The 24,859-nt window shown below is 65.1% G+C and carries 25 protein-coding genes and 1 pseudogene; 10 read left to right on the top strand and 16 right to left on the bottom strand.

What is annotated here, in order from left to right; all coding sequences use genetic code 11:
* Positions 1-123: pseudogene (locus CC207_RS27685) on the bottom strand (N-acetyl-gamma-glutamyl-phosphate reductase); the annotation flags it as partial.
* Between the two features lie 140 nt (positions 124-263).
* On the opposite strand from CC207_RS27685, the gene hemJ reads away from it, so the two are divergent.
* From hemJ to CC207_RS16615, 7 genes are all read left to right on the top strand, one after another.
* A complete protein-coding gene (hemJ, locus tag CC207_RS16645; protein ID WP_028689002.1) occupies positions 264-689 on the top strand; it encodes a protoporphyrinogen oxidase HemJ in 426 nt (141 codons plus the stop codon).
* Positions 690-719: 30 nt separating this feature from the next.
* Positions 720-1,676 (top strand): nitronate monooxygenase family protein, encoded by a 957-nt coding sequence (locus tag CC207_RS16640; protein ID WP_028689003.1) that lies wholly within the window; start codon positions 720-722, stop codon positions 1,674-1,676.
* A 51-nt stretch (positions 1,677-1,727) separates the two neighbouring features.
* On the top strand, positions 1,728-2,510 hold the full coding sequence (locus tag CC207_RS16635) for an SDR family oxidoreductase (protein WP_028689004.1): 783 nt from the start codon (positions 1,728-1,730) through the stop codon (positions 2,508-2,510).
* A 64-nt stretch (positions 2,511-2,574) separates the two neighbouring features.
* Positions 2,575-2,913, top strand: coding sequence for a histidine triad nucleotide-binding protein (locus CC207_RS16630; RefSeq protein ID WP_028689005.1), 339 nt, complete (start codon positions 2,575-2,577; stop codon positions 2,911-2,913).
* 66 nt (positions 2,914-2,979) lie between these two features.
* Entirely contained in the window at positions 2,980-3,627 is a 648-nt protein-coding gene (gene coq7 / locus CC207_RS16625) for a 2-polyprenyl-3-methyl-6-methoxy-1,4-benzoquinone monooxygenase (protein WP_028689006.1), read from the top strand.
* A 10-nt stretch (positions 3,628-3,637) separates the two neighbouring features.
* The gene (locus tag CC207_RS16620) at positions 3,638-4,675 is read left to right on the top strand and encodes a hypothetical protein (protein WP_028689007.1); all 1,038 of its coding nucleotides are present in this window, start codon (positions 3,638-3,640) and stop codon (positions 4,673-4,675) included.
* 2 nt (positions 4,676-4,677) lie between these two features.
* The gene (locus CC207_RS16615) at positions 4,678-5,103 is read left to right on the top strand and encodes a hypothetical protein (RefSeq protein WP_036985793.1); all 426 of its coding nucleotides are present in this window, start codon (positions 4,678-4,680) and stop codon (positions 5,101-5,103) included.
* A 20-nt stretch (positions 5,104-5,123) separates the two neighbouring features.
* Here CC207_RS16615 and CC207_RS16610 read toward each other — a convergent pair whose 3' ends face one another.
* Entirely contained in the window at positions 5,124-5,546 is a 423-nt protein-coding gene (locus CC207_RS16610) for an OsmC family protein (protein ID WP_028689009.1), read from the bottom strand.
* 189 nt (positions 5,547-5,735) lie between these two features.
* Between CC207_RS16610 and crp the strand changes: the two genes are divergently transcribed.
* Positions 5,736-6,380, top strand: a complete 645-nt coding sequence (gene crp, locus CC207_RS16605) for a cAMP-activated global transcriptional regulator CRP (protein WP_028689010.1) — start codon at positions 5,736-5,738, stop codon at positions 6,378-6,380.
* Here crp and CC207_RS16600 read toward each other — a convergent pair.
* The 4 genes from CC207_RS16600 to CC207_RS16585 all read right to left on the bottom strand — a co-directional run bounded on the left by CC207_RS16600 (position 6,377) and on the right by CC207_RS16585 (position 9,691).
* The gene (locus CC207_RS16600) at positions 6,377-7,081 is read right to left on the bottom strand and encodes a lipoate--protein ligase family protein (protein ID WP_088852423.1); all 705 of its coding nucleotides are present in this window, start codon (positions 7,079-7,081) and stop codon (positions 6,377-6,379) included. The genes crp and CC207_RS16600 overlap by 4 nt on opposite strands.
* Positions 7,082-7,208: 127 nt before the next feature.
* Complete coding sequence (trpC, locus tag CC207_RS16595; RefSeq protein ID WP_088852422.1) at positions 7,209-8,042, bottom strand: indole-3-glycerol phosphate synthase TrpC; 834 nt, start codon at positions 8,040-8,042, stop codon at positions 7,209-7,211.
* The gene (gene trpD, locus CC207_RS16590; RefSeq protein ID WP_088852421.1) at positions 8,039-9,088 is read right to left on the bottom strand and encodes an anthranilate phosphoribosyltransferase; all 1,050 of its coding nucleotides are present in this window, start codon (positions 9,086-9,088) and stop codon (positions 8,039-8,041) included. The genes trpC and trpD overlap by 4 nt, the downstream gene beginning before the upstream one ends.
* Positions 9,089-9,097: 9 nt before the next feature.
* A complete protein-coding gene (locus CC207_RS16585; protein WP_028689014.1) occupies positions 9,098-9,691 on the bottom strand; it encodes an aminodeoxychorismate/anthranilate synthase component II in 594 nt (197 codons plus the stop codon).
* 377 nt (positions 9,692-10,068) lie between these two features.
* Between CC207_RS16585 and estP the strand changes: the two genes are divergently transcribed.
* Complete coding sequence (gene estP, locus CC207_RS16580; protein WP_088852420.1) at positions 10,069-11,973, top strand: esterase EstP; 1,905 nt, start codon at positions 10,069-10,071, stop codon at positions 11,971-11,973.
* A gap of 32 nt (positions 11,974-12,005) precedes the next feature.
* Here the strand turns inward: estP and trpE are convergent, their stop codons facing one another.
* From trpE to CC207_RS16535, 9 genes are all read right to left on the bottom strand, one after another.
* Positions 12,006-13,484, bottom strand: a complete 1,479-nt coding sequence (gene trpE, locus CC207_RS16575; RefSeq protein ID WP_028689016.1) for an anthranilate synthase component I — start codon at positions 13,482-13,484, stop codon at positions 12,006-12,008.
* Between the two features lie 71 nt (positions 13,485-13,555).
* On the bottom strand, positions 13,556-14,374 hold the full coding sequence (locus CC207_RS16570; RefSeq protein WP_088852419.1) for a phosphoglycolate phosphatase: 819 nt from the start codon (positions 14,372-14,374) through the stop codon (positions 13,556-13,558).
* Positions 14,371-15,045 carry a ribulose-phosphate 3-epimerase gene (gene rpe / locus CC207_RS16565; protein ID WP_028689018.1) on the bottom strand — a complete coding sequence of 225 codons (675 nt, stop codon included), beginning with the start codon at positions 15,043-15,045 and terminating at the stop codon, positions 14,371-14,373. The genes CC207_RS16570 and rpe overlap by 4 nt, the downstream gene beginning before the upstream one ends.
* Before the next feature lie 118 nt (positions 15,046-15,163).
* Positions 15,164-15,991 (bottom strand): ABC transporter permease, encoded by an 828-nt coding sequence (locus CC207_RS16560; protein WP_028689019.1) that lies wholly within the window; start codon positions 15,989-15,991, stop codon positions 15,164-15,166.
* 11 nt (positions 15,992-16,002) lie between these two features.
* Positions 16,003-17,250: an ABC transporter permease gene (locus CC207_RS16555; protein ID WP_028689020.1), complete on the bottom strand. Its 1,248-nt coding sequence runs from the start codon at positions 17,248-17,250 to the stop codon at positions 16,003-16,005.
* Between the two features lie 164 nt (positions 17,251-17,414).
* On the bottom strand, positions 17,415-18,449 hold the full coding sequence (locus CC207_RS16550; protein ID WP_028689021.1) for an ABC transporter substrate-binding protein: 1,035 nt from the start codon (positions 18,447-18,449) through the stop codon (positions 17,415-17,417).
* A 40-nt stretch (positions 18,450-18,489) separates the two neighbouring features.
* Positions 18,490-19,602 (bottom strand): ABC transporter ATP-binding protein, encoded by a 1,113-nt coding sequence (locus CC207_RS16545; protein WP_028689022.1) that lies wholly within the window; start codon positions 19,600-19,602, stop codon positions 18,490-18,492.
* A 304-nt stretch (positions 19,603-19,906) separates the two neighbouring features.
* Positions 19,907-20,539 (bottom strand): response regulator transcription factor, encoded by a 633-nt coding sequence (locus CC207_RS16540; RefSeq protein ID WP_175406173.1) that lies wholly within the window; start codon positions 20,537-20,539, stop codon positions 19,907-19,909.
* Between the two features lie 9 nt (positions 20,540-20,548).
* Positions 20,549-22,936 carry a PAS domain S-box protein gene (locus CC207_RS16535; RefSeq protein WP_028689024.1) on the bottom strand — a complete coding sequence of 796 codons (2,388 nt, stop codon included), beginning with the start codon at positions 22,934-22,936 and terminating at the stop codon, positions 20,549-20,551.
* A gap of 95 nt (positions 22,937-23,031) precedes the next feature.
* Between CC207_RS16535 and CC207_RS16530 the strand changes: the two genes are divergently transcribed.
* Positions 23,032-24,030 carry an alpha/beta hydrolase family protein gene (locus CC207_RS16530; RefSeq protein ID WP_088852418.1) on the top strand — a complete coding sequence of 333 codons (999 nt, stop codon included), beginning with the start codon at positions 23,032-23,034 and terminating at the stop codon, positions 24,028-24,030.
* A 63-nt stretch (positions 24,031-24,093) separates the two neighbouring features.
* Here the strand turns inward: CC207_RS16530 and CC207_RS16525 are convergent, their stop codons facing one another.
* Complete coding sequence (locus CC207_RS16525; RefSeq protein ID WP_088852417.1) at positions 24,094-24,858, bottom strand: TerB family tellurite resistance protein; 765 nt, start codon at positions 24,856-24,858, stop codon at positions 24,094-24,096.
* Position 24,859: the final 1 nt, after the last annotated feature.

Genomic DNA, 24,859 nt, shown 5'->3' with positions numbered 1-24,859 from the left:
CGCCACGCCCGCCTCGGATCGCGAAGTGATGACCGCCACTTCGGCCTGTGGGTGCTGCGCTAGCAGACGCAGCAGTTCGACACCGGTGTAACCCGTGCCGCCGACGATACCGACCTTGATCATGACGCTTGCCCCTTATCAACGAGACCACTGGAAAGCGCACGATAATAGGGGCCAAGGGCGCCTGTAACAACTCTTGGGATGACCCTTCGGGCCCTTGGCCTCTACTATCTGACGACCGTGAAAACCTAAAGGAACTCCCCATGCTCTATCTATGGATCAAGGCGCTGCATATCGTCAGTGTGGTCTGCTGGTTCGCCGGCCTGTTCTACCTGCCACGCCTGTTCGTCTATCACGCCCAGAGCCAGGACAGCATCAGCCTCGAGCGCTTCATCACCATGGAGCGCAAGCTGTACCGGGGCATCATGAACCCGGCGATGATCGCCACCTACGTGTTCGGCGGCTGGATGCTGTACTTGAATCCCGGCTGGCTGAGCCAGGGCTGGCTGCATGCCAAGCTCACCCTGGTGGCCCTGCTCACTGTCTACCATCACATGTGCGGCGCCCAGCGCAAACGCTTCGCCGCCGGCACCAACACCCGCAGCCATGTGTACTACCGCTGGTTCAACGAAGCACCGGTGCTGATGTTGCTGGGCGTCGTAATTCTCGTGGTGGTCAAACCGTTCTGACGATATCAACCCGCCTACAGGAGTTTCGCCATGTCCCTGCCCGCCTCGCTCGAACACTGTTTGCGCTTGCCCCTAGTGGCGGCGCCTATGTTCCTGATCTCCAATCCCCGGCTGGTGCTCGCCTGCTGCGCCAATGGCGTGGTGGGCAGCTTCCCGGCCCTGAACCAGCGTGACAGCGCAGGGTTCAAGGCCTGGCTGGATGAGATCGAGGCCGGGCTGGCCAAGCTGCAGGCGCCCGCACCCTACGCGGTCAATTTGATCGTGCACCCGACCAATCCGCGCCTGCAGGCCGATCTGGCCCTGTGCGTGGAACATCGGGTGCCCATCGTCATCACCAGCCTCGGCGCGGTGAAGGAGGTGGTCGATGCAGTGCACAGCTATGGTGGCCTGGTGTTCCATGACGTGACCACCCGTCGTCACGCCGAGAAGGCCGCCGAGGCCGGTGTCGACGGGCTAATCGCCGTGGCGGCGGGTGCCGGCGGCCATGCAGGGACCTGGAGCCCGTTCGCCCTGGTCGCGGAGATACGCCAGTTCTTCGACAAGACCCTGCTGCTGGCCGGCTGCCTGAATCATGGCCATGAACTGCTGGCCGCGCAATTGCTGGGGGCCGACCTCGGCTACATGGGCACCCGCTTCATCGCCACCCACGAGAGCCAGGCCCAGGACGCCTACAAGCAGATGATCCTGGGCGCCGGGGCCGCCGATATCGTGCATACCCCGGCGGTGTCCGGCATCCCCGCCAGCTTCCTGCGCCAGAGCCTGGAGCAGGCCGGCTACGACCTGGCGGCGCTGAAGAGCGGCCATGACGCCGGCAAGCTCAAGCCACTGGATGACGAGGCCAAGGCCTGGAAGACAGTCTGGTCGGCCGGCCAGGGTGTCGGCGAGATCCACGACCTACCCAGCGTCGGCGAGCTGATCGGGCGCCTGCAGGACGAATACCGGGCCGCCCTGGCGCGCAGCCAGCAGCTGCGCAGCAACGCCTTGTAGCAAATTGGCCAGGCTGTACACTAGGCGCCCCTTACACCCCAGGAGCCTTGCATGACCCGTTACGCCATGATCACCGGAGCTTCCAGCGGCCTGGGCCTGGCCCTGGCGGAAGCCCTGGCACGGCGCGGGCGCAACCTGATCCTGGTGGCGCGCCAGCGCGAGACGCTGGAGCCGGTGGCCATCGAGCTCACCCAACGCTTTGGCGTGGAAGTGCTGTTCCGTGCCTGCGATCTCAGCCAGCCTCTGCGCCTGTCGGGCTTCGTCCTCGAGCTGGAGGAAGGCGAGCGGCGCATCGACCTGCTGGTGAATTGTGCGGGGCAGCGAACCTACGGGCCGTTCCTGGCCCATGAATGGGCCGATGAGCAGGACCTGTTGGAGGTCAATATCCTCGCCCTGAGCCGCCTGTGCCACGCCATCGGCAACCTGATGGCGATCCAGGGCGGCGGGCAGATCCTCAACGTCGCGGGGCTGGCCGGAGTCGCACCGGGCCCGTGGATGGCCGCCTACGCGGCGAGCAAGGCCTATGTGCTGAGTTTTTCCGAGGCCCTGCGCGAGGAACTGGGGCGCACCGGGATCAAGGTCTCGGTGCTGTGCCCGGGGCCGGTGCGCTCGGCCAGGCGCCGCATCCCACGGCTCGACGGCAACAGCCGCTGCCTGAGCCCCGAGGAGATCGCCCTGGACACCGTCCGCGCCCTGGACCGCAACCGCGCGCTGATCCTGCCCGGCCGGCGCAACCGCTGGCTGGCCTTCGTCCCGCGCCTGCTGCCGCGCTGGCTGACGCGCAAGCTGGCTGGGCTGATCCATCGCCGCTATTGCCCGATCGGCATGGAATAGCCACTGGGCGAGCGGTGCGGGGCTCAGTACACTCATCCCGGACACTCACCATGGAGCAAGTGCTGTGGAGACTATCTTCACCAAGATCATCAACCGGGAGATTCCGGCAAAGATCATCTACGAGGACGACCAGGTTCTGGCCTTCCACGATATCGCCCCCCAAGCGCCAGTGCATTTTCTGGTCATTCCGAAAAAGCCCATCCGTACGCTCAACGACCTGACCGAAGAAGATAAGGGCCTGGCCGGCCACATCCTGTTCACCGCCCAGCGCCTGGCCCGGGAACTCGGCTGCGAAGAGGGCTTCCGCGTGGTGATGAACTGCAACGAGCAGGGCGGCCAGACCGTCTACCACATCCACATGCACGTGCTTGGCCAGCGCCAGATGCACTGGCCGCCGGGCTGATCCAAGGCAAGCCTGCCCAGGGGTATTGAGGTAGACTGTCGGGCATCACTTCAGCGGAGGTGCCCGATGGCTACCGAACGTCACTACTCGCCGCTCGACCGCTTGTTGCTGCAGGCCGATACCGCCATGCGCACCTTGCTGCCCTTCAGCGGCCAACCCGCCCGCCCTTCCCCGGCGATCGTCCAGCCGGACGCCGAACTCGATGAACAACAGACCCGCCATATCGCCGGCCTGATGCGCATCAACCACACCGGCGAAGTCTGCGCCCAGGCGCTGTACCAGGGCCAGGCCCTGACCGCCAAGCTGCCCCAGGTTCGCAAGGCCATGGAGCATGCGGCGGAAGAAGAAATCGACCACCTGGCCTGGTGCGAGCAGCGCATTCGCCAGCTCAACAGCCACCCCAGCGTGCTCAATCCGGTGTTCTACGGCCTGTCGTTCGGCATCGGCGCCCTCGCCGGGCTGGTCAGCGACAAGGTCAGCCTGGGCTTCGTCGCCGCCACCGAGCATCAGGTGTGCAAGCACCTGGACGAACACCTGGAGCAGATCCCCGAGCACGACGGCAAGTCCCGCGCCATCCTCGAACAGATGCGTGTCGACGAGGAGCACCACGCCGAGTCCGCGCTGGAAGCCGGCGGCTACCGTTTCCCGGCCCCCGTGCGCTTCGGCATGAGCCTGCTGGCCAAGGTCATGACCAAGAGCACCTACCGAATCTGAGACGCGCACCATGGAACGTTTCGACGCCAGGGACCTGGCACGCGCCGTGAGCGCCGGCGTGCTGCAGCCGGGGCAGGACCAGGCCTTGCTGGCCTTCCTGCGCCAGCAGCCAGAAAGCCGCGCCAGCTTCCAGCTGGCCCACGTTGCCTTTTACCTCGGCGCCCTGCTGATCATGGGCGCCATGGGCTGGCTGCTCACCGAAGCCTGGATGCGTATCGGCGACGGTGCACTGCTGGCCATCGCCCTGCTCTACATCGGCGGGATCACCCTGTTCGCCCTGTCGCTGCAGCGACGCAACCAGCCTGTCGCGGCCGGCGTGCTGGCCGCCGTGGCGGTCAGCATCGTGCCGCTGGCGGTGTTCGCCATCGAGCGCCTGGCAGGCTGGTGGCCGCTGGACGACGCCCAGGGCGACTACCACCAGTACTACACCTACGTGCAGGGTGGCTGGTTGGCAATGGAGGCGGCGACGGTACTGGCCGGGCTGCTGATGCTTCGCCTGATTCCCTTCCCTTTCATCGTCATGCCAATCGCGGTGGCCCTGTGGTTCATGTCCATGGACCTGAGCGAGTGGTTCCATGGCGACCTGTTCAGCTGGGAGCAACGGCGCACGGTCTCGCTGTGGTTCGGCCTGGGCCTGCTGCTGGTATTCCTGGTGATCGACGGACGCACCCGCCGTGACTATGCCTTCTGGGGCTATCTCGCCGGCCTGGCGGCGTTCTGGGGCGGGCTGACGCTGATGGACAGCGGCAGCGAATGGGGCAAGGCGCTGTACTGCCTGATCAACCTGGGGCTGATGGGCCTGGCCGTCCTGCTGCGCCGCCCGGTGTTCATGGTGTTCGGAGCGATGGGGGTGGCGGCCTACCTGGGGTATCTGTCCTACGAGGTGTTCGCCGATTCCCTGTTGTTCCCGGTCATACTGACCTTGATCGGCCTCGGCGTGATCGGTCTCGGCGTGCTTTACCAGAAGCGACGTGAGGCATTGAGCGAGCAACTGCGGGCACAGCTACCCGAACGCCTGTTGCAGCTGCTGCCGGCATTGCGTCGCTGAACATGGGACGATCGCTCGCCCGGCTGTTGCAGGGCCTTGCCCTGATCCCGGTCGCCTATCTGTTCGTTTGCCTGATGGTCGCCAGTGTCGGGCAAAGCACTTTCAGCCTGGAACTGCCGACACTTACCGACCCTGACAGCAATAGCACCGCCGAGCTGATGCTCGGCACACTACCCGCGCAGCTGCTGTTCCTACTGCTCAGCATGTTTTTTGCCAGCCGCCAACTGTTGGTCGGCACGTTCGTGCTCGCTGGCACATTGGCTGCGTGGCTGCAGTGCCAGGTGTTTGCCGAACACTTCGGCACCACCTGGAGCAGCAACGAGATCCTCATGCTGCTCGGGGTGAATACGCCCTGGCTGGTGCTTGCGCTGACCCCGGGGCTCGCATTGCTGCTAGGTATCGAACGCCTGCACAAGCAAAGCGCCTGACCGGCAGGCGCTGGCTTCGATCAACCGAGTTCGACGATTTCGTAACCGTGCGTGATCTCGACGCCCGCGCGATCCAGCATAATCGAGGCCGAGCAGTACTTCTCCGCCGACAACTCGACCGCACGCTTGACCTGCGCCTCCTTCAACCCGCGGCCCTTGACCACGAAGTTGAGGTGGATCTTGGTGAACACCTTCGGGTCTTCACTGGCGCGTTCGGCCTCCAGGAAGGCCTCGCAGCTTTCCACGGCCTGGCGCGATTTCTTGAGGATGCTGACCACGTCGAAACTGCTGCAGCCACCCAGGCCGAGCAGGAGCATCTCCATCGGGCGCACGCCCAGGTTGCGGCCTCCGGCTTCAGGTGGGCCATCCATGACCACGACATGGCCGCTCCCCGACTCGCCGAGGAACATCGCTTCACCGGCCCACTGGATGCGTGCCTTCATCTATCCGGACTCCCGATTTCGTAAAAGGGTGTCAGCTTAGACCTTGCGAGGCTGTCGGAAAAGCTCAAGCCACGTCGCTTTTGTGCCGATTCAAGTTGAAGTGTCTGATAAGCTGGCGCCAAATGACTGGCGCGTGCTGCCAGGCGTCTCTATAAAAAGCCAATGCGTCGCATCGAACAGGATTTCGTGATGGTCTCCTCAGCCCTGCCACCCAAGATCAAGAACATCGACAAGCTGCTGGCCCACTGCCAACGCCGTCGCTACGCCGCCAAGAGCAATATCATCTGTGCCGGCGACCGGGCCGATACCTTGTCGTTCATCATCAAGGGCTCGGTGACCATCCTGATCGAGGACGACGACGGTCACGAGATGATCATCGCCTACCTCAACAGCGGTGATTTCTTCGGCGAGCTGGGTCTGTTCGAGCCCGCCGGCCAGGAACATCAGCGCAGCGCCTGGGTGCGCGCCAAGACCGAGTGCGAAGTGGCCGAGATCGGCTACGACAAATTCCGTGAACTGGTACGCCTGGAGCCGGAAATACTCTATGCCCTGGGCAGCCAGATGGCCCAGCGCCTGCGCAACACCACCCGCAAGGTTGGCGACCTGGCGTTCTTCGATGTCACCGGCCGGGTCGCCCGCTGCCTGCTCGACCTGTGCAAGCAGCCCGACGCCATGACCCACCCCGACGGCATGCAGATCAAGATCACCCGTCAGGAGATCGGTCGTATCGTCGGTTGTTCACGGGAGATGGTCGGCCGCGTCCTAAAGGACCTCGAGGAGCGCAGCCTGGTGCAGGTCAAGGGCAAGACCATGGTGGTCTACGGCACCCGTTAGTCCTGTGGCAGTTCCGCCAGTACTTGCTCATAGGCCCGGCTCAGACGCTCGAACCAGGGAGCCGCAGGCGCCACCTCGTGCAAGGCGATATGGCTGTCGGCGCGGCAACGCTGATCCAGATCGCAGCACTCATTGAAGCGGTTGACCGCCGCGACCATCGATTCGCGTTCGTTGTCCAGCAACAGCGCGCCATGCACCAACACCACCGGGCGCTTGCCCCCCAGCCCCTGGCGCCAGCGCTGGGCGGTGCCGACCAGCTTGCGACCATTGAGGTTGACGTTGTAGCGGCCATCGCAGAAGGCGCCGTCAATCTCACCCACCGAGGCGACACCGCCCCATTCGCGAAGGACATCGCACAGCGGCAGGCACAGACGCTCGTAGGCATTCTCGATGCGGCCCTGGTCGCCCTCGCTGCGCGGGGCCACGTAGACCAGTGCCACATTGACGGTCGCATGGGATTGCGGCACCGGTTCGCCACCGGTTTCGCGCAGCAGCACCGGCCAGCCGGCGATGGCCAGCTCGGCGCAGGCGGCCTCGAAGTTGTCCAGGCGGCTCATGCGCCGGGGCATGACCAGGGCATGGTCGGTCGGACGCCAGAACAGCACGCCACATTCGCGCTCGCCGCGGCAGACGGCGGCCAGCAGCTCCTGCTCGGCATGCAGGCCTTGTTCGACGGTGAGGGCCAGGGGTTGATCGGTCATTGATCTACCTTTGATGTGATGTTCACCGGCCTCATCGCGGGGCAAGCCCGCTCCCACGTTGGGACTGTCTCGCGATGAAACCCTCGAATACAAAAAAGCCGGCAAACGATGCCGGCTCTCTGTTCGATCAGTCCAGTTGCTGAACGGTCTTCTTCACCTGTTCGGGGAAGAACAGCCGCTGCAGCTCCAACCCTGGCTGCTCGGCGCGCATGAACGCCTCGCCGACCAGGAACGAATACACCTCGTTGATTTCCATCAGCTCGACATCGGCACGGTTGAGGATGCCGCTCTCGGTGATGGCCAGGCGATCGCGGGGGATGCGCGGCAGCAAGTCGAGGGTCGTCTCCAGACTGACTTCGAAGGTATGCAGGTTGCGGTTGTTGACCCCGACCAACGGTGTGTCGAGGATCTTCAACGCACGCTCCAGCTCATCGCCGTCATGTACTTCGACCAGCACGTCGAGACCGACGTCCTTGGCGGTAGCGGCCAGCTCGGCCATCTTCACGTCGTCCAACGCCGAGACGATCAGCAGCACGCAGTCGGCGCCCAGCGCACGGGCTTCGACGATCTGGTACGGATCGACCATGAAGTCCTTGCGGATCACCGGCAGCGAAACGGCGGCACGCGCCTGCTGCAGGTAGACGTCGGCACCCTGGAAGTAGTCCACGTCGGTCAGCACCGACAGGCAGGTCGCCCCACCCTTCTCATAGCTGACGGCAATCTCCGCCGGCACGAAGTTTTCGCGAATCACGCCCTTGCTTGGCGAGGCCTTCTTGATTTCGGCGATTACCGCCGGCTGCTTGCGCGCAGCCTGCTCGATCAGTGCCCTGGCAAAGCCGCGGGGCGCATCGGCCGCCTTGGCCAGGCGTTCGAGTTCACCCAGGCTGACCCGCGCGCTGCGCTCGGCCACTTCCAGGAATTTGCGGGCGATGATCCTTTCCAGCACGGTTGGTACGCTCATGCTTCGTTCTCCACCTTGAATACCGCGGTAAAGGCGCCCAGCTCCTGCAGTTTTTCCCAGGCCAACCCGGTGTGCAGCACATCGTGGGCCAGTTCGACACCCTGGGCCAGGGTCATCGCGTGGTCGGCGGCATACAGCGCCGCGCCGGCGTTGAGCACGATCATCTCGGCGGCCTTCTGGCCGTTCTCGGTCTTGCGTCGGCCCAGGGCGTCACGGATCAGTTCCAGCGAAGCCTGCGGCCCCTCGACTGCCAGGCCATGCAAGCTCTGGCTCTCCATGCCGAGGTCTTCGGGCTCGACCCAGTATTCGGTGATCTGGTCATTCTTCAGTTCGGCGACGAAGGTCGGCGCGGCCAGGCTGAACTCGTCCAGGCCGTCCTTCGAATGCACCACCAGCACATGCTTGCTGCCCAGGCGATGCAGCACCTCGGCCAACGGGCGGCACAGGGCCTGGGTGAAGACCCCGACCACCTGGTGTTTCACGCCGGCCGGATTCGTAAGCGGGCCGAGCATGTTGAACAGGGTACGCAGCCCCAGGTCGCGACGAGGGCCGGCGGCGTGCTTCATTGCACTGTGATGGGTCTGGGCGAACATGAAGCCGATGCCGAGGCTGTCGATGCAGCGGGCGACCTGCACCGGGGTCAGGTTCAGGTAGATACCGGCGGCTTCCAGCAGGTCGGCGCTGCCGCTCTTGCCGGAGACGGCACGGTTGCCATGCTTGGCCACGGTGCAGCCGGCCGCGGCCAGGACAAAGGCCGAAGCAGTCGATACGTTGAAGATGTTGGCGCCATCGCCACCGGTGCCGACGATGTCGACCACGCCGTCGAGGGTCTTCAGCTCGACCTTGTCGGCCAGCTCACGCATCACCGACACCGCACCGACGATTTCGTCGATGCTCTCGCTCTTCATGCGCATGCCCATGAGGAAAGCGCCGATCTGCGCCTCAGTGCACTGGCCAGTCATGATCTGGCGCATGACGTCGCGCATTTCCTCGGTGGACAAATCCAGGTGGCCGACGATACGGCTCAAAGCGGTCTTGATATCCATGATCGGTCCTTAACGGCGTCCGCCGGTCTGCTTGAGGAAATTGGCGAACAGCTCGTGGCCCTGCTCGGTGAGGATAGATTCGGGGTGGAACTGTACCCCTTCGACGTTCAGGGTTTTATGACGCAGGCCCATGATTTCGTCGACAGTGCCATCTTCGTGGGCGGTCCAGGCGGTCACTTCCAGGCAGTCGGGCAGGGTTTCACGCTTGACCACCAGCGAGTGGTAGCGGGTCACGGTGAGCGGGTTGTTCAGGCCGGCGAACACGCCCAGGTCGCGGTGCAGCACCGGGCTGGTCTTGCCATGCATCACCTGGCGGGCACGCACCACGTCACCGCCGAAGGCCTGGCCGATGGACTGGTGGCCCAGGCAGACGCCCAGGATCGGCAGCTTGCCGGCGAAGTGCAGGATGGCCTCGATGGAGACCCCGGCTTCGCTCGGCGTGCACGGCCCCGGGGAGACGACGATGCGCTCGGGGTTAAGGGCTTCGATCTGGGCGATGGTCATTTCGTCATTGCGAATGACCTTGACCTCCGCACCCAGCTCGCCAAGGTACTGCACGACGTTGTAGGTGAAGGAGTCGTAGTTGTCGATCATCAGTAACATCTGCAACGAACCTCTTGAATACTGACTTTTGATTCGAGCCTTCCGCTGCCGCTCATGAATGCGGCCGAGCCCGCACGGGACGGTTGACGGAACAAGTGGGGAAGGCAAACGGGGACGGGCCGGGCGAACCGGCAGGAGAAAAAGTCAGGCGCGCCAACGCCAACGGGCGACGGCCTTGATAACGCGCATCAAGAGTTTGCTGACGATCAACACAGGGTAGGTCTCGTTCATACGTTCCGGGACAGTAACCTACCGGGGCGGCGGGTGCAATATGCCCCCTAAACACCGGGAAACCATTGCCATGCTGGGCAAAGACCGGCGATTTGCTATGGTCATGCGGCTTGCCTTCATAAAAACAACGAAAAGGATATTCATGCATGCGCAAGACCCCCTTCCTGCACGCCACCCTCGGCATGCTCGCCCTCGCCTGCAGCCAGGCCACCTTGGCCGCGCCCTCCCCCTACGCGTCGCTCATCGTCTTCGGTGACAGCCTCAGCGACGCCGGGCAGTTCCCCGACCTGACCGGCGGCACGCCAGGCATGCGTTTCACCAACCGCGATGCCAATGGCAACTACGCGCCGGTCTCGCCAATGATCCTGGGTGGCAAGCTGGGCTTCTCCGGTACCAGCCTGGGCCCTTCGACATCGCTGACCAACCAGCTCCAAGGCACGCCGGATGGCAACAACTGGGCCGTGGGCGGCTACACCACGCAGCAGATCCTCGACTCGATCACCGACACCTCGCAAGCCGTCATCCCACCCGGTCGTCTCGGCGCGGGCACGGTGCTGCGCGAGCGTGACGGCTACCTGGCCAACGGCCTGCGGGCCGATCCCAATGCCCTGTACTACCTGACCGGTGGCGGCAACGACTTCCTCCAGGGCCTGGTCAACAGCCCCGCCGACGCGGCCGCCGCCGGTGCCCGTCTGGCGGCCAGCGCGCAGGCGCTGCAACAGGGCGGCGCGCGTTACATCATGGTCTGGCTGCTGCCGGACCTGGGGCAAACGCCGAACTTCAGCGGCACGCCCCAGCAAGGGCCGCTGTCGCAACTGTCCGGCGTGTTCAACCAGTCGCTGGTCAACCGGCTCGGACAGATCGACGCCGAGATCATCCCGCTGAATGTCCCGGCACTGCTGCGGGAGGCCCTGACCAGTCCCGCCCAGTTCGGCCTGGCCGCCGACCAGAACCTGGTCGGCACCTGCTACAGCGGCGACGGCTGCGTGGGCAACCCGGTCTACGGGGCGAACGGCACGACGCCGGACCCGACCCGGCTGCTGTTCAACGATTCGGTGCACCCGACCATCGCCGGCCAGCAACTGATTGCCGACTATGCCTATTCGATCCTCGCCGCGCCCTGGGAGCTGACACTGCTGCCGGAAATCGCCCACGCCAGCATACGCGCCCACCAGGATGAGCTGCGCAATCAGTGGCAGACGCCCTGGCAGGCGGTCGGTCAATGGCAGGCGTTCGTCGCCACCGGTGGCCAGGACCTGGACTTCGGCAGCCAGCGCAGCGCCGCCAGTGGCGACGGGCGCGGCTACAACCTGACCCTAGGCGGCAGCTATCGGCTGGATGACGCCTGGCGCGTGGGGCTGGCGGCGGGCGTGTACCGGCAAAAGCTCGAGGCCGGCCAGGAAGATTCCGACTACAAGCTCGACAGCTACCTGGCCAGCGCCTTCGCCCAGTTCCGTCAGGATCACTGGTGGGCCGATGCGGTACTGACCGCCGGGCATCTGGACTATCGCGACCTCAAGCGCACCTTCGCCCTGGGCGTTGGTGAGCGCAGCGAGAAAGGCGACAGCGATGGCGAGGCCTGGGCCGTCACTGGCCGGGTGGGCTACAACCTGGCGGCCGAGAGCAGCCGCTGGCAACTGGCGCCGTTCATCAGCGCCGACTATGCGCGGGTCAAGGTCGATGGGTATGACGAGAAGAGCGGCCGCTCCACGGCGCTCGGTTTCGACGATCAGGAGCGCACGTCACGCCGGCTGGGGGCCGGCCTGCTAGGGAGCGTGCAGCTCCTGCCGACGACCAGGCTGTTTGCCGAGGTGGCCCGCGAGCACGAGTTCGAAGACGACCAGCAGGACTTGCGCATGCACCTGACCAGCCTGCCGGCGAACGACTTCACCTTGACCGGCTATACGCCGCACAGCAACCTGACCCGCGCCAGCCTGGGGCTGACCCATGAGCTGGTGCCGGGGGTGAACCTGCGGGGGAACTACAACTGGCGCAAGAGTGATGAGTTGCGCCAGCAGGGCGTGAGCGTGGCGTTGAGCCTGGACTTCTGAGTTGTCGGGGCCGCGTTGCGGCCCCGATCCATTTACTTGGAGGTCTGCTCGGCCAGCGCCACCGCGCGGAACATCGCCCGGCGCTTGTTGATGGTTTCTTCCCACTCCAGCGCCGGCACCGAGTCGGCGACGATGCCACCACCGGCCTGCACATGCAGTTCGCCGTCCTTGATCACCGCGGTACGGATGGCGATGGCGGTATCCATGTTGCCGTTCCAGGCAAAGTAGCCCACAGCGCCACCGTAGACGCCGCGCTTGACCGGCTCCAGCTCGTCGATGATCTCCATGGCACGGATCTTCGGCGCGCCGGAAAGGGTACCGGCCGGCAAAATCGCCCGCAGCGCGTCCATGGCCGTCAGCCCCTCATCCAGCTGGCCGGTGACGTTGGACACGATATGCATGACGTTCGAGTAACGCTCGATTACCATTTTCTCGGTCAGGCGCACGCTGCCGGTGGCCGACACACGGCCCACGTCGTTGCGGCCCAAGTCGATGAGCATCAGGTGCTCGGCGATTTCCTTGTCGTCCGACAGCAGGTCGTCTTCCAGCGCCCTGTCGGCTTCTTCGGTGGCCCCGCGCGGGCGGGTGCCGGCGATCGGCCGCACGGTGACCAGGTTGTCCTCGACCCGCACCAGCACTTCTGGCGAGCTGCCGACCACGTGGAAGTCGCCGAAGTTGAAGAAGTACATGTACGGCGTCGGGTTGAAGCAGCGCAGCGCCCGGTACAAGTCGATGGGCGCGGCCTTGAAGTCGATGGACATGCGCTGGGACGGCACCACCTGCATGCAGTCGCCGGCCAGGATGTACTCCTTGATGCGTCCCACGGCATTTTCGTAGTCGGTTTGTGTGTAGCTGGAGCGGAATGCCGGCTCGGCGGCCATCGGCCCGCTCAGGTCCAGGCCGCGGCGCGGGGTGATCGGTTGGCGCAGGGTGTCCAGAAGCCCCTGCAGGCGGGCCTGCCCTTGCTCGAAGGCCTGCGCCTCGGCCGGGTCGACCAGCACGATGGCGTGCATCTTGCCCGCCAGGTTGTCGAACACCACCACGGCATCGGAGACCATCAGCAGGATATCCGGTACCCCCAGTGGGTCCGGGTTGGGGCTGGCGCCCAGGCGTTTTTCCACATAGCGCACGCAGTCGTAGCCGAAATAGCCCACCAGGCCGCCGTTGAAACGTGGCAAGCCAGGAATGTCGGCGACCTTGTAGCGATCCTTGAACGCCTCGACGAAGGCCAGCGGATCCTCGACGTCATGGCTTTCCACCTCGACGCCATCCTGCAGGATGCTGACGTGGTAACCGTGCACGCGCAGCACGGTGCGCGACGGCAGGCCGATCATCGAATAGCGGCCCCACTTCTCACCGCCCTGCACGGACTCGAGCAGGTAGGAGTTGGGTTGGTCGGCCAGCTTCAGGTAGATCGACAGCGGGGTGTCGAAGTCGGCCAGGGTTTCGCAGGCCAGGGGAATGCGGTTGTAGCCGGCTGCGGCCAGGCGCAGGAATTCTTCGCGGGTCATGTGTAGCCTCGGGGCAAGCAGCAATGGGGAGCGGGCAAACGGATGTACCGGCAGGCGCCGGTGGGCAGAAGTCAGGCGCGCCAGCGCCAGCGGGCGAGTGCCTTGATGACTTTCATCCAGAATTTGCCGGTAACCACCACGTTGTTGTCTCTGCTTTGCGGGGCTTGAAGGTCCGCCAACGTTATCCCAGTGTCGGTGACTAAGCAACCGGGCAGCAGCAGGCGCAGGTCGTCGATGACCAGGCTGGGCGACTCGTCGTCGATCGGCCGGCCATGGTTGTAGCCGTAGCTCAGGCCGACACACTGGACGCCGGCGGCCTTGGCGGCCAGCACGTCGCTGCGCGAATCGCCGACGAACAGCGATTGTTCGGCACTGACGCCGGCCATCTTCATGACGAACAGCAGCGCCGCCGGGTCGGGCTTCTTCTGCGCCAGGGTGTCGCCGCCGATGATCCAGCGGAAGTAGCGACCGATCTTCATCTGGTCGAGCAAGGGGGCGACGAAGCGTTCGGGTTTGTTGGTGATCAGCGCCATCTCCACGCCCTGCTTGCGCAGCCAGCGCAGGGTGTCGCGCACGCCGGGGTAGACCACGGTGAGTTCATGGTTGTCGGCATAGGCGTCCATGAACAGTGCCAGCGCGCGCTCGGCCAGCTCGTCGTCCACCGCGGCGTGATCGATATCGCCGGCCAGGGCCCGGCGCACCAGCACCTGGGCACCATTGCCGACCCAGTGGCGCACCGCCTCCAGGCCTGCGGGCGGTCGCCCGAGTTCGAGCAGCATGCGGTCGACGGCTGCGGCCAGGTCGGGTACCGAGTCGATCAGGGTGCCATCCAGATCGAACATCACCAGCCTGGGCAGTGTCCCCGGGAACAGCTGCTCGAAGCCGCTCATGCGCGTGCCAGCGCCATTTCGGCACGCATCTTGTCGATGACTTCCTTGTAGTCCGGGGCGTTGAAGATCGCCGAACCGGCCACGAAGGTGTCAGCGCCGGCGGCGGTGATCTCGCGGATGTTGCCTACGTTGACGCCGCCGTCGATCTCCAGGCGGATGTCGCGGCCGCTGGCATCGATCAGGGCGCGGGCCTCGCGCAGCTTGTCGAGGGTGCCGGGGATGAACTTCTGCCCGCCGAAGCCAGGGTTGACGCTCATCAGCAGGACCATGTCGACCTTGTCCATCACGTACTTCAGCGCATCCAGGCCGGTGGCCGGGTTGAACACCAGGCCAGCCTTGCAGCCGCCGTCGCGGATCAGTTGCAGCGAGCGGTCGATGTGCTGGCTGGCTTCCGGGTGGAAGGTGATGTAGGTGGCGCCAGCTTCAATGAAGTCGCCGATGATGCGGTCGACCGGGCTGACCATCAGGTGCACGTCGATCGGCGCGGTCACGCCGTACTTGCGCAGGGCGCTGCAGACCATCGGGCCGATGGTCAGGTTGGGCACGTAGTGGTTGTCCATGACATCGAAGTGGACGATGTCGGCCCCGGCGGCCAGGACCTTGTCGACGTCCTCGCCCAGGCGGGCGAAATCGGCGGACAGAATGGAGGGGGCAATAGCGTAGGGCTGCATGGCGCACCTGTTGGGCAGAATCACGGTGGCGCGCATTGTAACTCAGGGAAGCCGATGAGGGCTGATCGGTATCAACAGGCGCCCGACAGGGGGCGCCAAGCGCCCCTTTTCGCGGCAGTCAGGCTGGCTGCTGGGTTCTGAGCTTCTCGCTGCGCCCGCGCAACCACTCCAGGGTCAGCAGCAGGATCACCGAGAAGGCGATCAGCAAGGTGGCCGCCGCCGCGATGGTCGGGCTCAGGTTCTCGCGTATGCCGCTGAACATCTGCCGTGGCAGGGTTGCCTGCTCGGGCCCTGCGAGGAACAGGGTCACCACCACCTCATCGAACGACGTGGCGAAGGCGAACAACGCCCCGGAGATCACCCCAGGGGCGATCAGCGGCAAGGTCACCCGACGGAAGGCCAGCAATGGCGAGGCCCCCAGGCTAGCTGCCGCGCGCACCAGGTTGTAGTTGAAACCCTGCAGCGTCGCCGACACGGTGATGATCACGAACGGCACGCCCAGCACCGCGTGCACCAGGATCAGCGAGGTGAAGCTGTTGCCCATGCCCAATGGGGCGAAGAACAGGTAGCTGGCCACGCCGATGATCACCACCGGTACCACCATCGGCGAGATCACCAGCGCCATCACCAGCGACTTGCCGGGGAAGTCGCCCCGAGTCAGGCCGATCGCCGCCAGGGTGCCGAACACCATGGCCAGCACCGTGGCCGCCGGAGCCACGATGATGCTGTTCTTCAGGGCGCGCATCCATTCGGCGGAGGCGAAGAAGTCCTGGTACCAGTGCAGCGAAAAACCTTGCAGTGGATACACCAGGAAGCTCCCGCTGTTGAACGACAGCGGGATGATCACCAGCACCGGCAGTACCAGGAACAACAGGATCAGACCGCACAGGATGCGCAGGCTGTAGAACCACACCCGTTCCACGGGCGACATGTAGGGGCTCAGCATGACAAGGCTCCTCAGCTAAGGCGCAGACGGCTGGCGCCGACCAGCCAGCTATAGATCAGGTACAGCAGCACGGTCGCCAGCAGCAACAGCCCGCCCAAGGCGGTGGCCATGCCCCAGTTGATGCTGGTGTTGGTGTAGAAGGCGACGAAGTAGCTGACCATCTGGTCGTTCGGGCTGCCCAGCAGCGCCGGGGTGATGTAGTAGCCGATGGCCAGGATGAACACCAGCAGGCAACCGGCACCGACACCGGCATAGGTCTGCGGGAAGTACACCCGCCAGAAACTGGCGAAGGGATGGCAACCCAGGGAAATCGCCGCCCGCATGTAGCTGGGCGAGATGCCCTTCATCACGCTGTACAACGGCAGAATCATGAACGGCAGCAGGATGTGCACCATCGAGATGTACACGCCGGTCCGGTTGAACACCAGTTCCAGCGGTTGGTCGATGATGCCGATGGCCATCAGCGCGCTGTTGATCAGCCCACCCGACTGCAGCAATACGATCCACGCTGCCACCCGCACCAGGATCGAGGTCCAGAACGGCAGCAACACCAGGATCATCAGCAGGTTGCTTTGCCGGGTCGGCAGGTTGGCCAGCAAGTACGCCAAGGGATAGGCCAGCACCAGGCAAATGGCGGTGATCACCACGCCCATCCACAGGGTGCGGGCAAAGATATCCAGGTAGATGGCCTGGTCAGGCGTGGCCTTGGCCAGTTCGCCAAGGTCGTCGATGCGATGATCGACCGAGGCCAGCAGGTAGAAGGAGGTGACCGTGCTGGTGTTGCGGCGGATCGCCTGCCAGTAGGCCGGGTCGCCCCAACGCTCGTCCAGCGCTTGCAGGGCATCTTTATAGGACGCGGGCTCTTCCTTGAACGGCAGCGCCCGCGCGGTCTTGGCCAGCAGGCTGCGGTAGCCGGCCAGCTCCATGTTCAGGCGCTTGGAGAGGTCACCCAAGGTCTGGTTCTTGCGCGACTCGGCCAGGTCCTGGCTCAGGGCCTTGTAGACCTCCTCGCCGGGCAGGCTCTTGCCGTCCCATTGCGCCACCGCCTCGACGGTGCGCGGCAGGCCGGCGACCACTTCGGGGTTGCCGACGCTCTTGTACAGCAGCGCCGCGATCGGCACCAGGAACACCAGCAGGAGGAACAGCGCCAGCGGCGCGATCAACGCCTGGGCCTTCCAGCGGTTGACCCGCTCGGCATGCTTGAGGCGCTGCTTGAGGCTTTTACCCGCGCCTTCGTTGAGGGGCACTGCAATGGCCATGGCGAACTCCGGGGGAAACAGGGGTGGGGACTGGGTTGGCGCGGACCCTGGAGGAGCGGCCTTGCGTCGCGATGGGCTGCGAAGCAGCCCCGGCGGGCATGCATGATGCCGAGATCCCGGGGCCGCTACGCGCCCCGTCGCGACACAAGGCCGCTCCTACAGGGTTACTTCTTCGCCGCCCAGGCGTTGAAGCGTTGCTCCAGCTGTTCACTGTTGTCGGCCCAGAAGGCCACGTCGATCTGCACCTGGTTGGCGATGTTCTCAGGCGTGGTCGGCATGTCCTTCTTCACCGCATCGGCCAGCAGCGGGACGGCCTTGGAATTGGCCGGGCCGTAGGCAATGTTCTCGGAGTAAGTCTTCTGCTGCTCGGGCTGGACGGTGTAGGCGATGAATTTCTTCGCCTCTTCCACATCCTTGGCGCCTTTCGGGATGGCCCAGGCGTCGAAGTCGTAGATGCCGCCGTTCCACACGACCTTGAGGTTGCTTTCTTTCTGCACCGCGGCAATACGACCGTTGTAGGCCGAGCTCATGACCACGTCACCCGAGGCCAGGTACTGCGGCGGCTGGGCGCCGGCTTCCCACCACTGGATGCTCGGCTTGAGTTCGTCGAGCTTCTTGAAGGCGCGGTCCTGGCCTTCCTTGGTGCCGAGCACCTTGTACACCTCTTTCGGCGCGACGCCGTCGGCCATCAGGGCGAACTCAAGGGTGTACTTGGCGCCCTTGCGCAGGCCGCGCTTGCCCGGGAATTTCTTCGTGTCCCAGAAGTCTGCCCAACTGGTGGGCGCGGTCTTGAGCTTGTCGGCGTTGTAGGCCAGGACCGTGGACCAAACGAAGAAGCCCACGCCGCACGGCTGGATGGCGCCTTTCACGTAATCGCTCTCCTTGCCGAAAAGGGCCGGATCGAGCTCCTCGAACATGCCCTCGTCGCAACCGCGCGCCAGCTCCGGCGACTCCACCTCCACCAGGTTCCACGACACGCTCTTGGTGTCGACCATGGCCTTCACCTTGGCCATCTCGCCGTTGTACTCCCCGGCGACGATCTTGCCCTTGCCAGCCTTCTCCCATGGCTCGTAGAACGCCTTGACCTGGGCCGCCTTGTTGGCGCCACCGAACGACACCACCGTCAGGTCCGCGGCCAGGGCCTGCCCGGCTGCGAACAGGCCAAGGGCCAGGGCGGTCAGTTTCAACTGCTTGCGCATTATTATTCTCTCCACAGTTCAGGGTTGGTGAAGCAAACCATCAATGGGCTTCGGCAATCGGGTCGAGCGCGCGGGCGTGCTCCACCGCCCAGCCCAGCGGTACCACATCGCCCACGGCCAGGGCCGGATCGAGCTCGGCGATCGGCTGCTTGACGAAGAAATCGGCCTTGCCGCAAACCTCCAGGCGCACCCGCACGTGGTCGCCCAGGTAGATGAACTCAGCCACCCGGCCGGAGAAGCGGTTCACGCAGCTTTCACTGTGGCCGTTCAGGCGCACGCGCTCCGGGCGGATCGACAAGGTCACCGGCTCGCCGGCCTGGCCGACGTTCACCGCCAGCGCCTCGACCCGCTCGCCCCGGGCCAGCTGCACCTGGCAACGATTGCCGTCACTGGCCAGCAACGTGCCGCTGAGGCGGTTGTTCTCGCCGATGAAGTTGGCGACGAAGGTGTTGCGCGGTTCTTCGTAGAGAGTGCGCGGGTCGGCGATCTGCTGGATCTCACCCTGGTGGAACACTGCCACCCGGTCGGACATGGTCAGCGCCTCGCCCTGGTCGTGGGTCACGTACACCACGGTCACGCCCAGGCGCTGGTGGATATGCTTGATCTCCATCTGCATGTGTTCGCGCAGTTGCTTGTCCAGGGCGCCGAGCGGTTCGTCCATCAGCACCAGCTGCGGCTCGAACACCAGGGCACGGGCCAGGGCCACGCGCTGCTGCTGACCGCCTGAGAGCTGACCCGGGTAGCGCTTGGCGAAGGCGTCGAGCTGGACCATGCCGAGCACGCGCTTGACCCGCTCGCTGATGTCGGTCTTGCTCAGGTTGCGCACGCTCAGCGGAAAGGCCAGGTTCTCGGCCACGGTCATGTGCGGGAACAGCGCGTAGTTCTGGAACACCATGCCGATGTCGCGCTTGTGCGGCGGCACGTTGTTGATCGAGCGCCCGGCCAGTTGGATCTCTCCGGCGGTGGGGGTCTCGAAGCCGGCCAGCATCATCAGGCTGGTGGTCTTGCCCGAGCCGGACGGGCCGAGCAGGGTCAGGAACTCGCCCTTGCGGATGTCCAGGTTGAGGTCCTTGACGATCAGCGATTCGCCGTCGTAGCTCTTCTGCACACCTCGGAAGCTGACCAGCGTCTCGTTCGAATTCGCCTCGCTCATGCCCTGCACCTTCTTGTTGGAATGACTGCGTGGGCACAGCGTAGAAGAGGCGCAAGCGCCCGCAAATCGGGGGGGCTGAGAGATTGCCATCATCCGGATGGAGGACTTGCTGTAGGGATTGCCCTACAAGGATGGCGCTTTCAGGACAGACACATTCCCTTGGAGCGGCCTTGTGCCGCGAATGGGCCGCGAGGCAGCCCCGGGCTTCAACTTAGAGCCCATACTGCTGGGGCTGCTCTGCGGCCTTTTCCGGCCAGTCCGACGCCTCGGCAAGGCCGCACCTAAAAAACCGGGCATGTCGCAATCAGACCAGCTTGTGCTCCATCGCATACTTCACCAACTCCGCCAGCGAGTTGACCTTGAGCTTCTGCATCAAACGCGCCTTGTGGGTGCTGATGGTCTTGTTCGACAGCGCCAGCTGCTGGGCGATGTCGTTGACATTGGCGCCCTGGGCCAGGCGCTCGAACACCGAGAACTCGCGCTCGGACAGCAGCGTGTGCAACGGCCGGGTTTCGGTCAGCCCCACCTCGAAGACCATGCGGTCGGCCAGGCTCGGGTCGATATAGCGCCCGCCCCCGGCAACCCGGCGAATCGCGGTGAGCAGCAGCGCCGGGTCGCTGTCCTTGGTGGCGTAGCCCGCCGCCCCGGCCTTCAGCGCGCGCGCGGCCATCTGCGCCTCGTCGTGCATCGACAGCATCAGGATCGCCGGCGGGTTGTTCAATGCCAGGATCCGCGGGATGGCCTCCAGGCCGTTCACCCCTGGCATGGAGATATCCAGCAGCACCACTTCGCAAGGGGTATGGCGCAAAGTCTCCAGCAACTGCTCGCCATTGCCCGCCTCGCCGGCGACCTGCATGTCCTTGGCCAGGCCAATCAACTGCTTGATGCCCTCACGGACGATGGTGTGGTCTTCCGCCACCAGCACTCGAATCACGATCGTTCTCTCCTACGCCAAAGGAATCGCCACGCTCAGGCTGGTGCCTTCGCCGGGCTCGCTTTCCAGGGTCATGTCGCCGCCCAGCATCAGCACGCGCTCACGCACCCCCACCAGGCCGAACGAAGTCGGTCGGGCCGCATCGACGGCGAACCCCACGCCATCGTCGATGACCGTCATGCGCAACTGCCCACCCTCCTCGACCAGGGCGATCTGCACGGTGTGCGCCCGGGCATGGCGCATGACGTTGGTCAGCGCTTCCTGGAGGATGCGGAACAGGCCGATGGCCTTGGCATCGCTCAAGGGCGGTAGTTGCTCCGGGACCTCGACCAGGCAGGGGATCTGCGTGCGGGCCTCGAAACGCCGTGCCTGCCACTCGATGGCCGAGGCGATTCCGGCATCGAGAATCGGCGGGCGCAACGCAGTGGCGACGTCACGCACCACCTGGAACAGTTGGGCGATCAGGCGTTTCATGCTAGCCAGGCGCTCATGCAGCCCGGCATCCAGCTCGGCGTAGGCCAGCTCGCACATCGACACCTCGAGCTTGAGCACCGTGAGCATCTGCCCGAGTTCGTCATGCACCTCACGGGCGATGCGGGCCTTTTCCTCCTCGCGCACGCTTTCCAGGTGCGCCGACAACTCACGCAGTTGCTCCTGGGAGGCGGCCAGGGCCAGCTCGGCCTGCTTGCCTTGGGTGATGTCCCAGACCACACCATCCCACACCATGCGCCCATCGGCCAGGCGCCGCGTGGTCGCCTTGATGTCGGCCCAGCGCTGCTCACCCTGGCGAGTGAGGATACGGCCCTGCCACGACCAATCCCGGTCGCTGGCCAGGGCCAGGTCCTGGACCCGGTGATAGTCGGCGCGGTCCTCGGGATGGACCAGGTTGCGCAGCCCCATCTGCGGGTGCTGGATCGCCGCTGGGGTATAACCGACCAACGCCTCGCTGCCTTCGCTGATGTAGGGGAACTCCGGGTCGCCCTCGGCCGGGTCACGCTCCAGGCGGAACACCAGCCCCGGCACATTGCCGGCAATACCCTTGAGCCTTGCCTCGCTTTCGCGCAACGCGGCCAGGTCGCGCCGGCGCTCAGTGACATCGGCGAGGAACACCACCAGGTACTCCGCATCGCGAAAACGCAGGAACGACAGCGACAACTCGACCGGAAACAGACTGCCATCGGCGCGCCGGCACTGGCTTTCGAACTGCTGCTCACTGTCGCCCCCGGTGCGGGCGCGCTTCCACAGCTCCAGCCAGCGATCCATCTTCAGATTCGGCTCGATATCGACCAGCGGCCGCTCCAGCAACGCCCCCTCGGCGAAGCCCAGCATACGCTCGGCGGCATGGTTGGCGTAGCGCACATGGCTGTCCCAGTTGACCCAGAGGATGCCCACCGTGCTCTGGTCGATGGAGAACTGGCTCAGGCGCAAGGCCTCCTCGCGCACCTGACGCTCCACCAGGCTCTCGCGGGCCGCCAGCAAGCCCCGCTCCAGGCCGCGCTGCTGGCGACGCTGCCAGAACAGGGTGGCCAGGGCACACAGCAGCAGCAGGCCGAACAGCAGGGCTAGGTTCTGCCAGAAGCCGGCCGATTCGGAAAAACGCGGGTACTTGGGCTGCAGCCAGCGCTGGTGCATTTGCTCCAAGGTCTTGGCCGGCAGCGCCTGCAAGGCGCGTTCGAGGATATCGGCGAGCACGGGCCAGTCGCGTCGCGAGCCGACCCGCAGCAACTGCGGCAAGCCGATATCGCCCACCACCGCCAGGTCTGCAAACTCGCCTTCGCGGGAAAGCCGGCTCAGCTGCGCTTCATCCAGCACGGCGAAGCTGGCCTGCCCGCCCAGCACCAGCTGCAGCGCCTCCCGCTCATTGGGTACGCCCTGCAGGTTGAGATTGCCGTAATTGCTCCGCAGGTAGTCCGCAAGGGCTCCTGGCATGCGCACAGCCACCCGCTCGTTGGCGGTCAGCTTCTCCAGATCCACGGCCACCGCGCCACTGCGCATCCCGACCACCAGTTGCGGCACACGCATATAAGGGTCACTGAACAGCCACAGCCGCAGGCTGGCGGGGGTCTGGGTCAGGCCCGGGGCGAAATCGATCTCGCCCGCCTGCAACGCGTGCTCCAGCGCGGTCTGGTCCGGGAAGCCGCGCCAGGTCAGATCCAGCCGTAATGCCTGGGACAGGGCACCGACCAGTTCGACGTTGGCCCCGTAGAATTGCTGCAGACGGCGGTCGAACTGGGCATAGGGGGCCTGCAGCACCAGGCCGACGCGCAGGCCGCGGTGCTCATCCAGCCACTGCTGCTGGGCCGGCTCCAGCACCACAGGTGGCGGCGCCTGCGGCTTTGCCAGGGCGATCAAGGGTAGACACAACCAGCCGATAACCCACAGGCAACACACTCGCTTCATCTCTACGCTCGTCTTGGCAATGACGGCCGCCTGGCGTGGCCGTCGCGGGCAAATACCATTAGGCTGCCGGTATGATTCTGGCCTTGGATTGATCGATGTTCACACTTTATCGCACGACGCTGGCAATGTTCTGCCTGGCTTCGCTCCTGCCGCTCGGCGCTCAGGCCGCCGACGCCGAAGCACCGCAGGCCGCCACAGAAGCGGCCGCCCCTGCTCCCCGTCCACCGCTGCTCGAACGTAGCCAGGACGATGCCCTGGCCCTGGAGCGCCAGGTGCCCAAGGCCGAGCAACAGACCTTGCAGGCCAATGGCGAGAACTTCTTGGCGCTGTGGAAGCCGGCCAACGACAGCGATCCGCAAGGCGCGCTGATCATTGTGCCCGGTGCCGGCGAAAGCGCCGACTGGCCAACCACCGTCGGCCCGCTGCGCCGTGGCTTCCCCGATGTCGGATGGAGCACCCTGAGCGTGAGCCTGCCCGACCTGCTGGCAGAACGCCCGCAGGCCCGTGTCGAAGCCAAGCCGGTGATCGAACCGAAAAAGGAAGAAGGCGAGTCGGCCCCGGCCAAGGACACGCCAGCCGATGCCAACGCCAATGTCGCCCAGGCCACTGCGCCCGAGGCGGACGCGGCCGACAGCACCGACGCGGTCGAGGCCGACGAGCACACCAGCGAGGAGGATGCCCAACGCATCTTCGCACGCCTCGACGCCGCCGTGGCCTATGCCCAGCAGCAGAAAGCGCGCAGCATCGTGCTGCTGGGCAACGGCAGTGGCGCGTACTGGGCCGCACGCTACCTCAGCGAGAAACAGCCGCCCCAGGTACAGAAGCTGGTGATGGTCGCCGCACAGACGCCGGCAAGGGTGGAGCACGACCTGCTGAGCGTGACGCCGACTTTGAAGGTGCCGACGGCGGATCTGTACTACACAACCCGAACCCAGGATCGCCTGGCCGCCCAACAGCGCCTGCAAGCCAGCAAGCGCGAGAAAAACAGCCAGTACCGGCAGCTGTCGCTGATGGTCGTTCCGGGCAACAAGGCCGCCGAGCAGGAGCAATTGTTGCGCCGGGTGCGCGGTTGGCTGAAGCCCAAGGAAGAGTGAGGCGTATCGAGGGACAAGCCAACTCCAACAATCTGGGAGCGGGCCTGCCCCACGATGGCAAACCTAAAGCCCGCGCCGCTTGCGAATCATGGCATAGGCCTGATGCAACTCGCGGGTATGCTCGGTCGCCTCGCGCACCTTGGCCTCACTGGCACCGCTGCCCACCAACTTGTCCGGGTGATGCCGGCTGAGCAAACGTCGATAGGCCTGCTTGACCTTGTCCGCCTCGGTGTCCGGCTCCACCCCCAGCAGCCTCAATGCCGCCGCATAGGTCATGGCATCGCCTTCGATCGCCGATTTGCGCGGTTCATATTCCAGCGACATGGCCTGCACCTGGTTGCGACTGAGGCCCAACTGCTGCCCCCAGCCCAGCAACAGGTCACGCTCCTGGCGACCTGCCTTGCCATCGGCCCAGACCATCCGCCAGCAGGCACGCAAGGTACCCTCGGGGCCATGAGGCTGCAGCTTGATCCGGCGCAGGTAGTGCCCCAGCCGCCCCTTGCCCGACTTGCCGCGGTTGAACGCGGCAATCGCCCGCATCCGCGCAGGCTCTGCCAGGTCCAGACGCGACATTTCCTGACGCGCCTGCTGGATATGCCCCTCGACCACCCGGCCATCGCTCTTGGCCAGGCGCCCGAGTAGGACGAACAGCAGCTCCTCGTCACGCAGCGCCGGGCGACCGCCCAGACGCTCGCGCACATCCTCCCAGCCCTGCAGTCGCAGACGCCGATCCATGGCCTGTCCCAGCAACGCCCCCAGCAACGCACCCGGAATGCTGGCCACGGCGAAACCGGCACCGGCACCAATCACTGTGCTCGGCCACCACATG

Source organism: Pseudomonas sp. DrBHI1, from assembly GCF_002205115.1.
In the GTDB taxonomy this organism is placed as follows: Bacteria; Pseudomonadota; Gammaproteobacteria; order Pseudomonadales; family Pseudomonadaceae; genus Aquipseudomonas; species Aquipseudomonas mosselii.
Note: the sequence above shows the minus strand (reverse complement) of the source record. Positions and strands in the feature narration are given on the sequence as shown.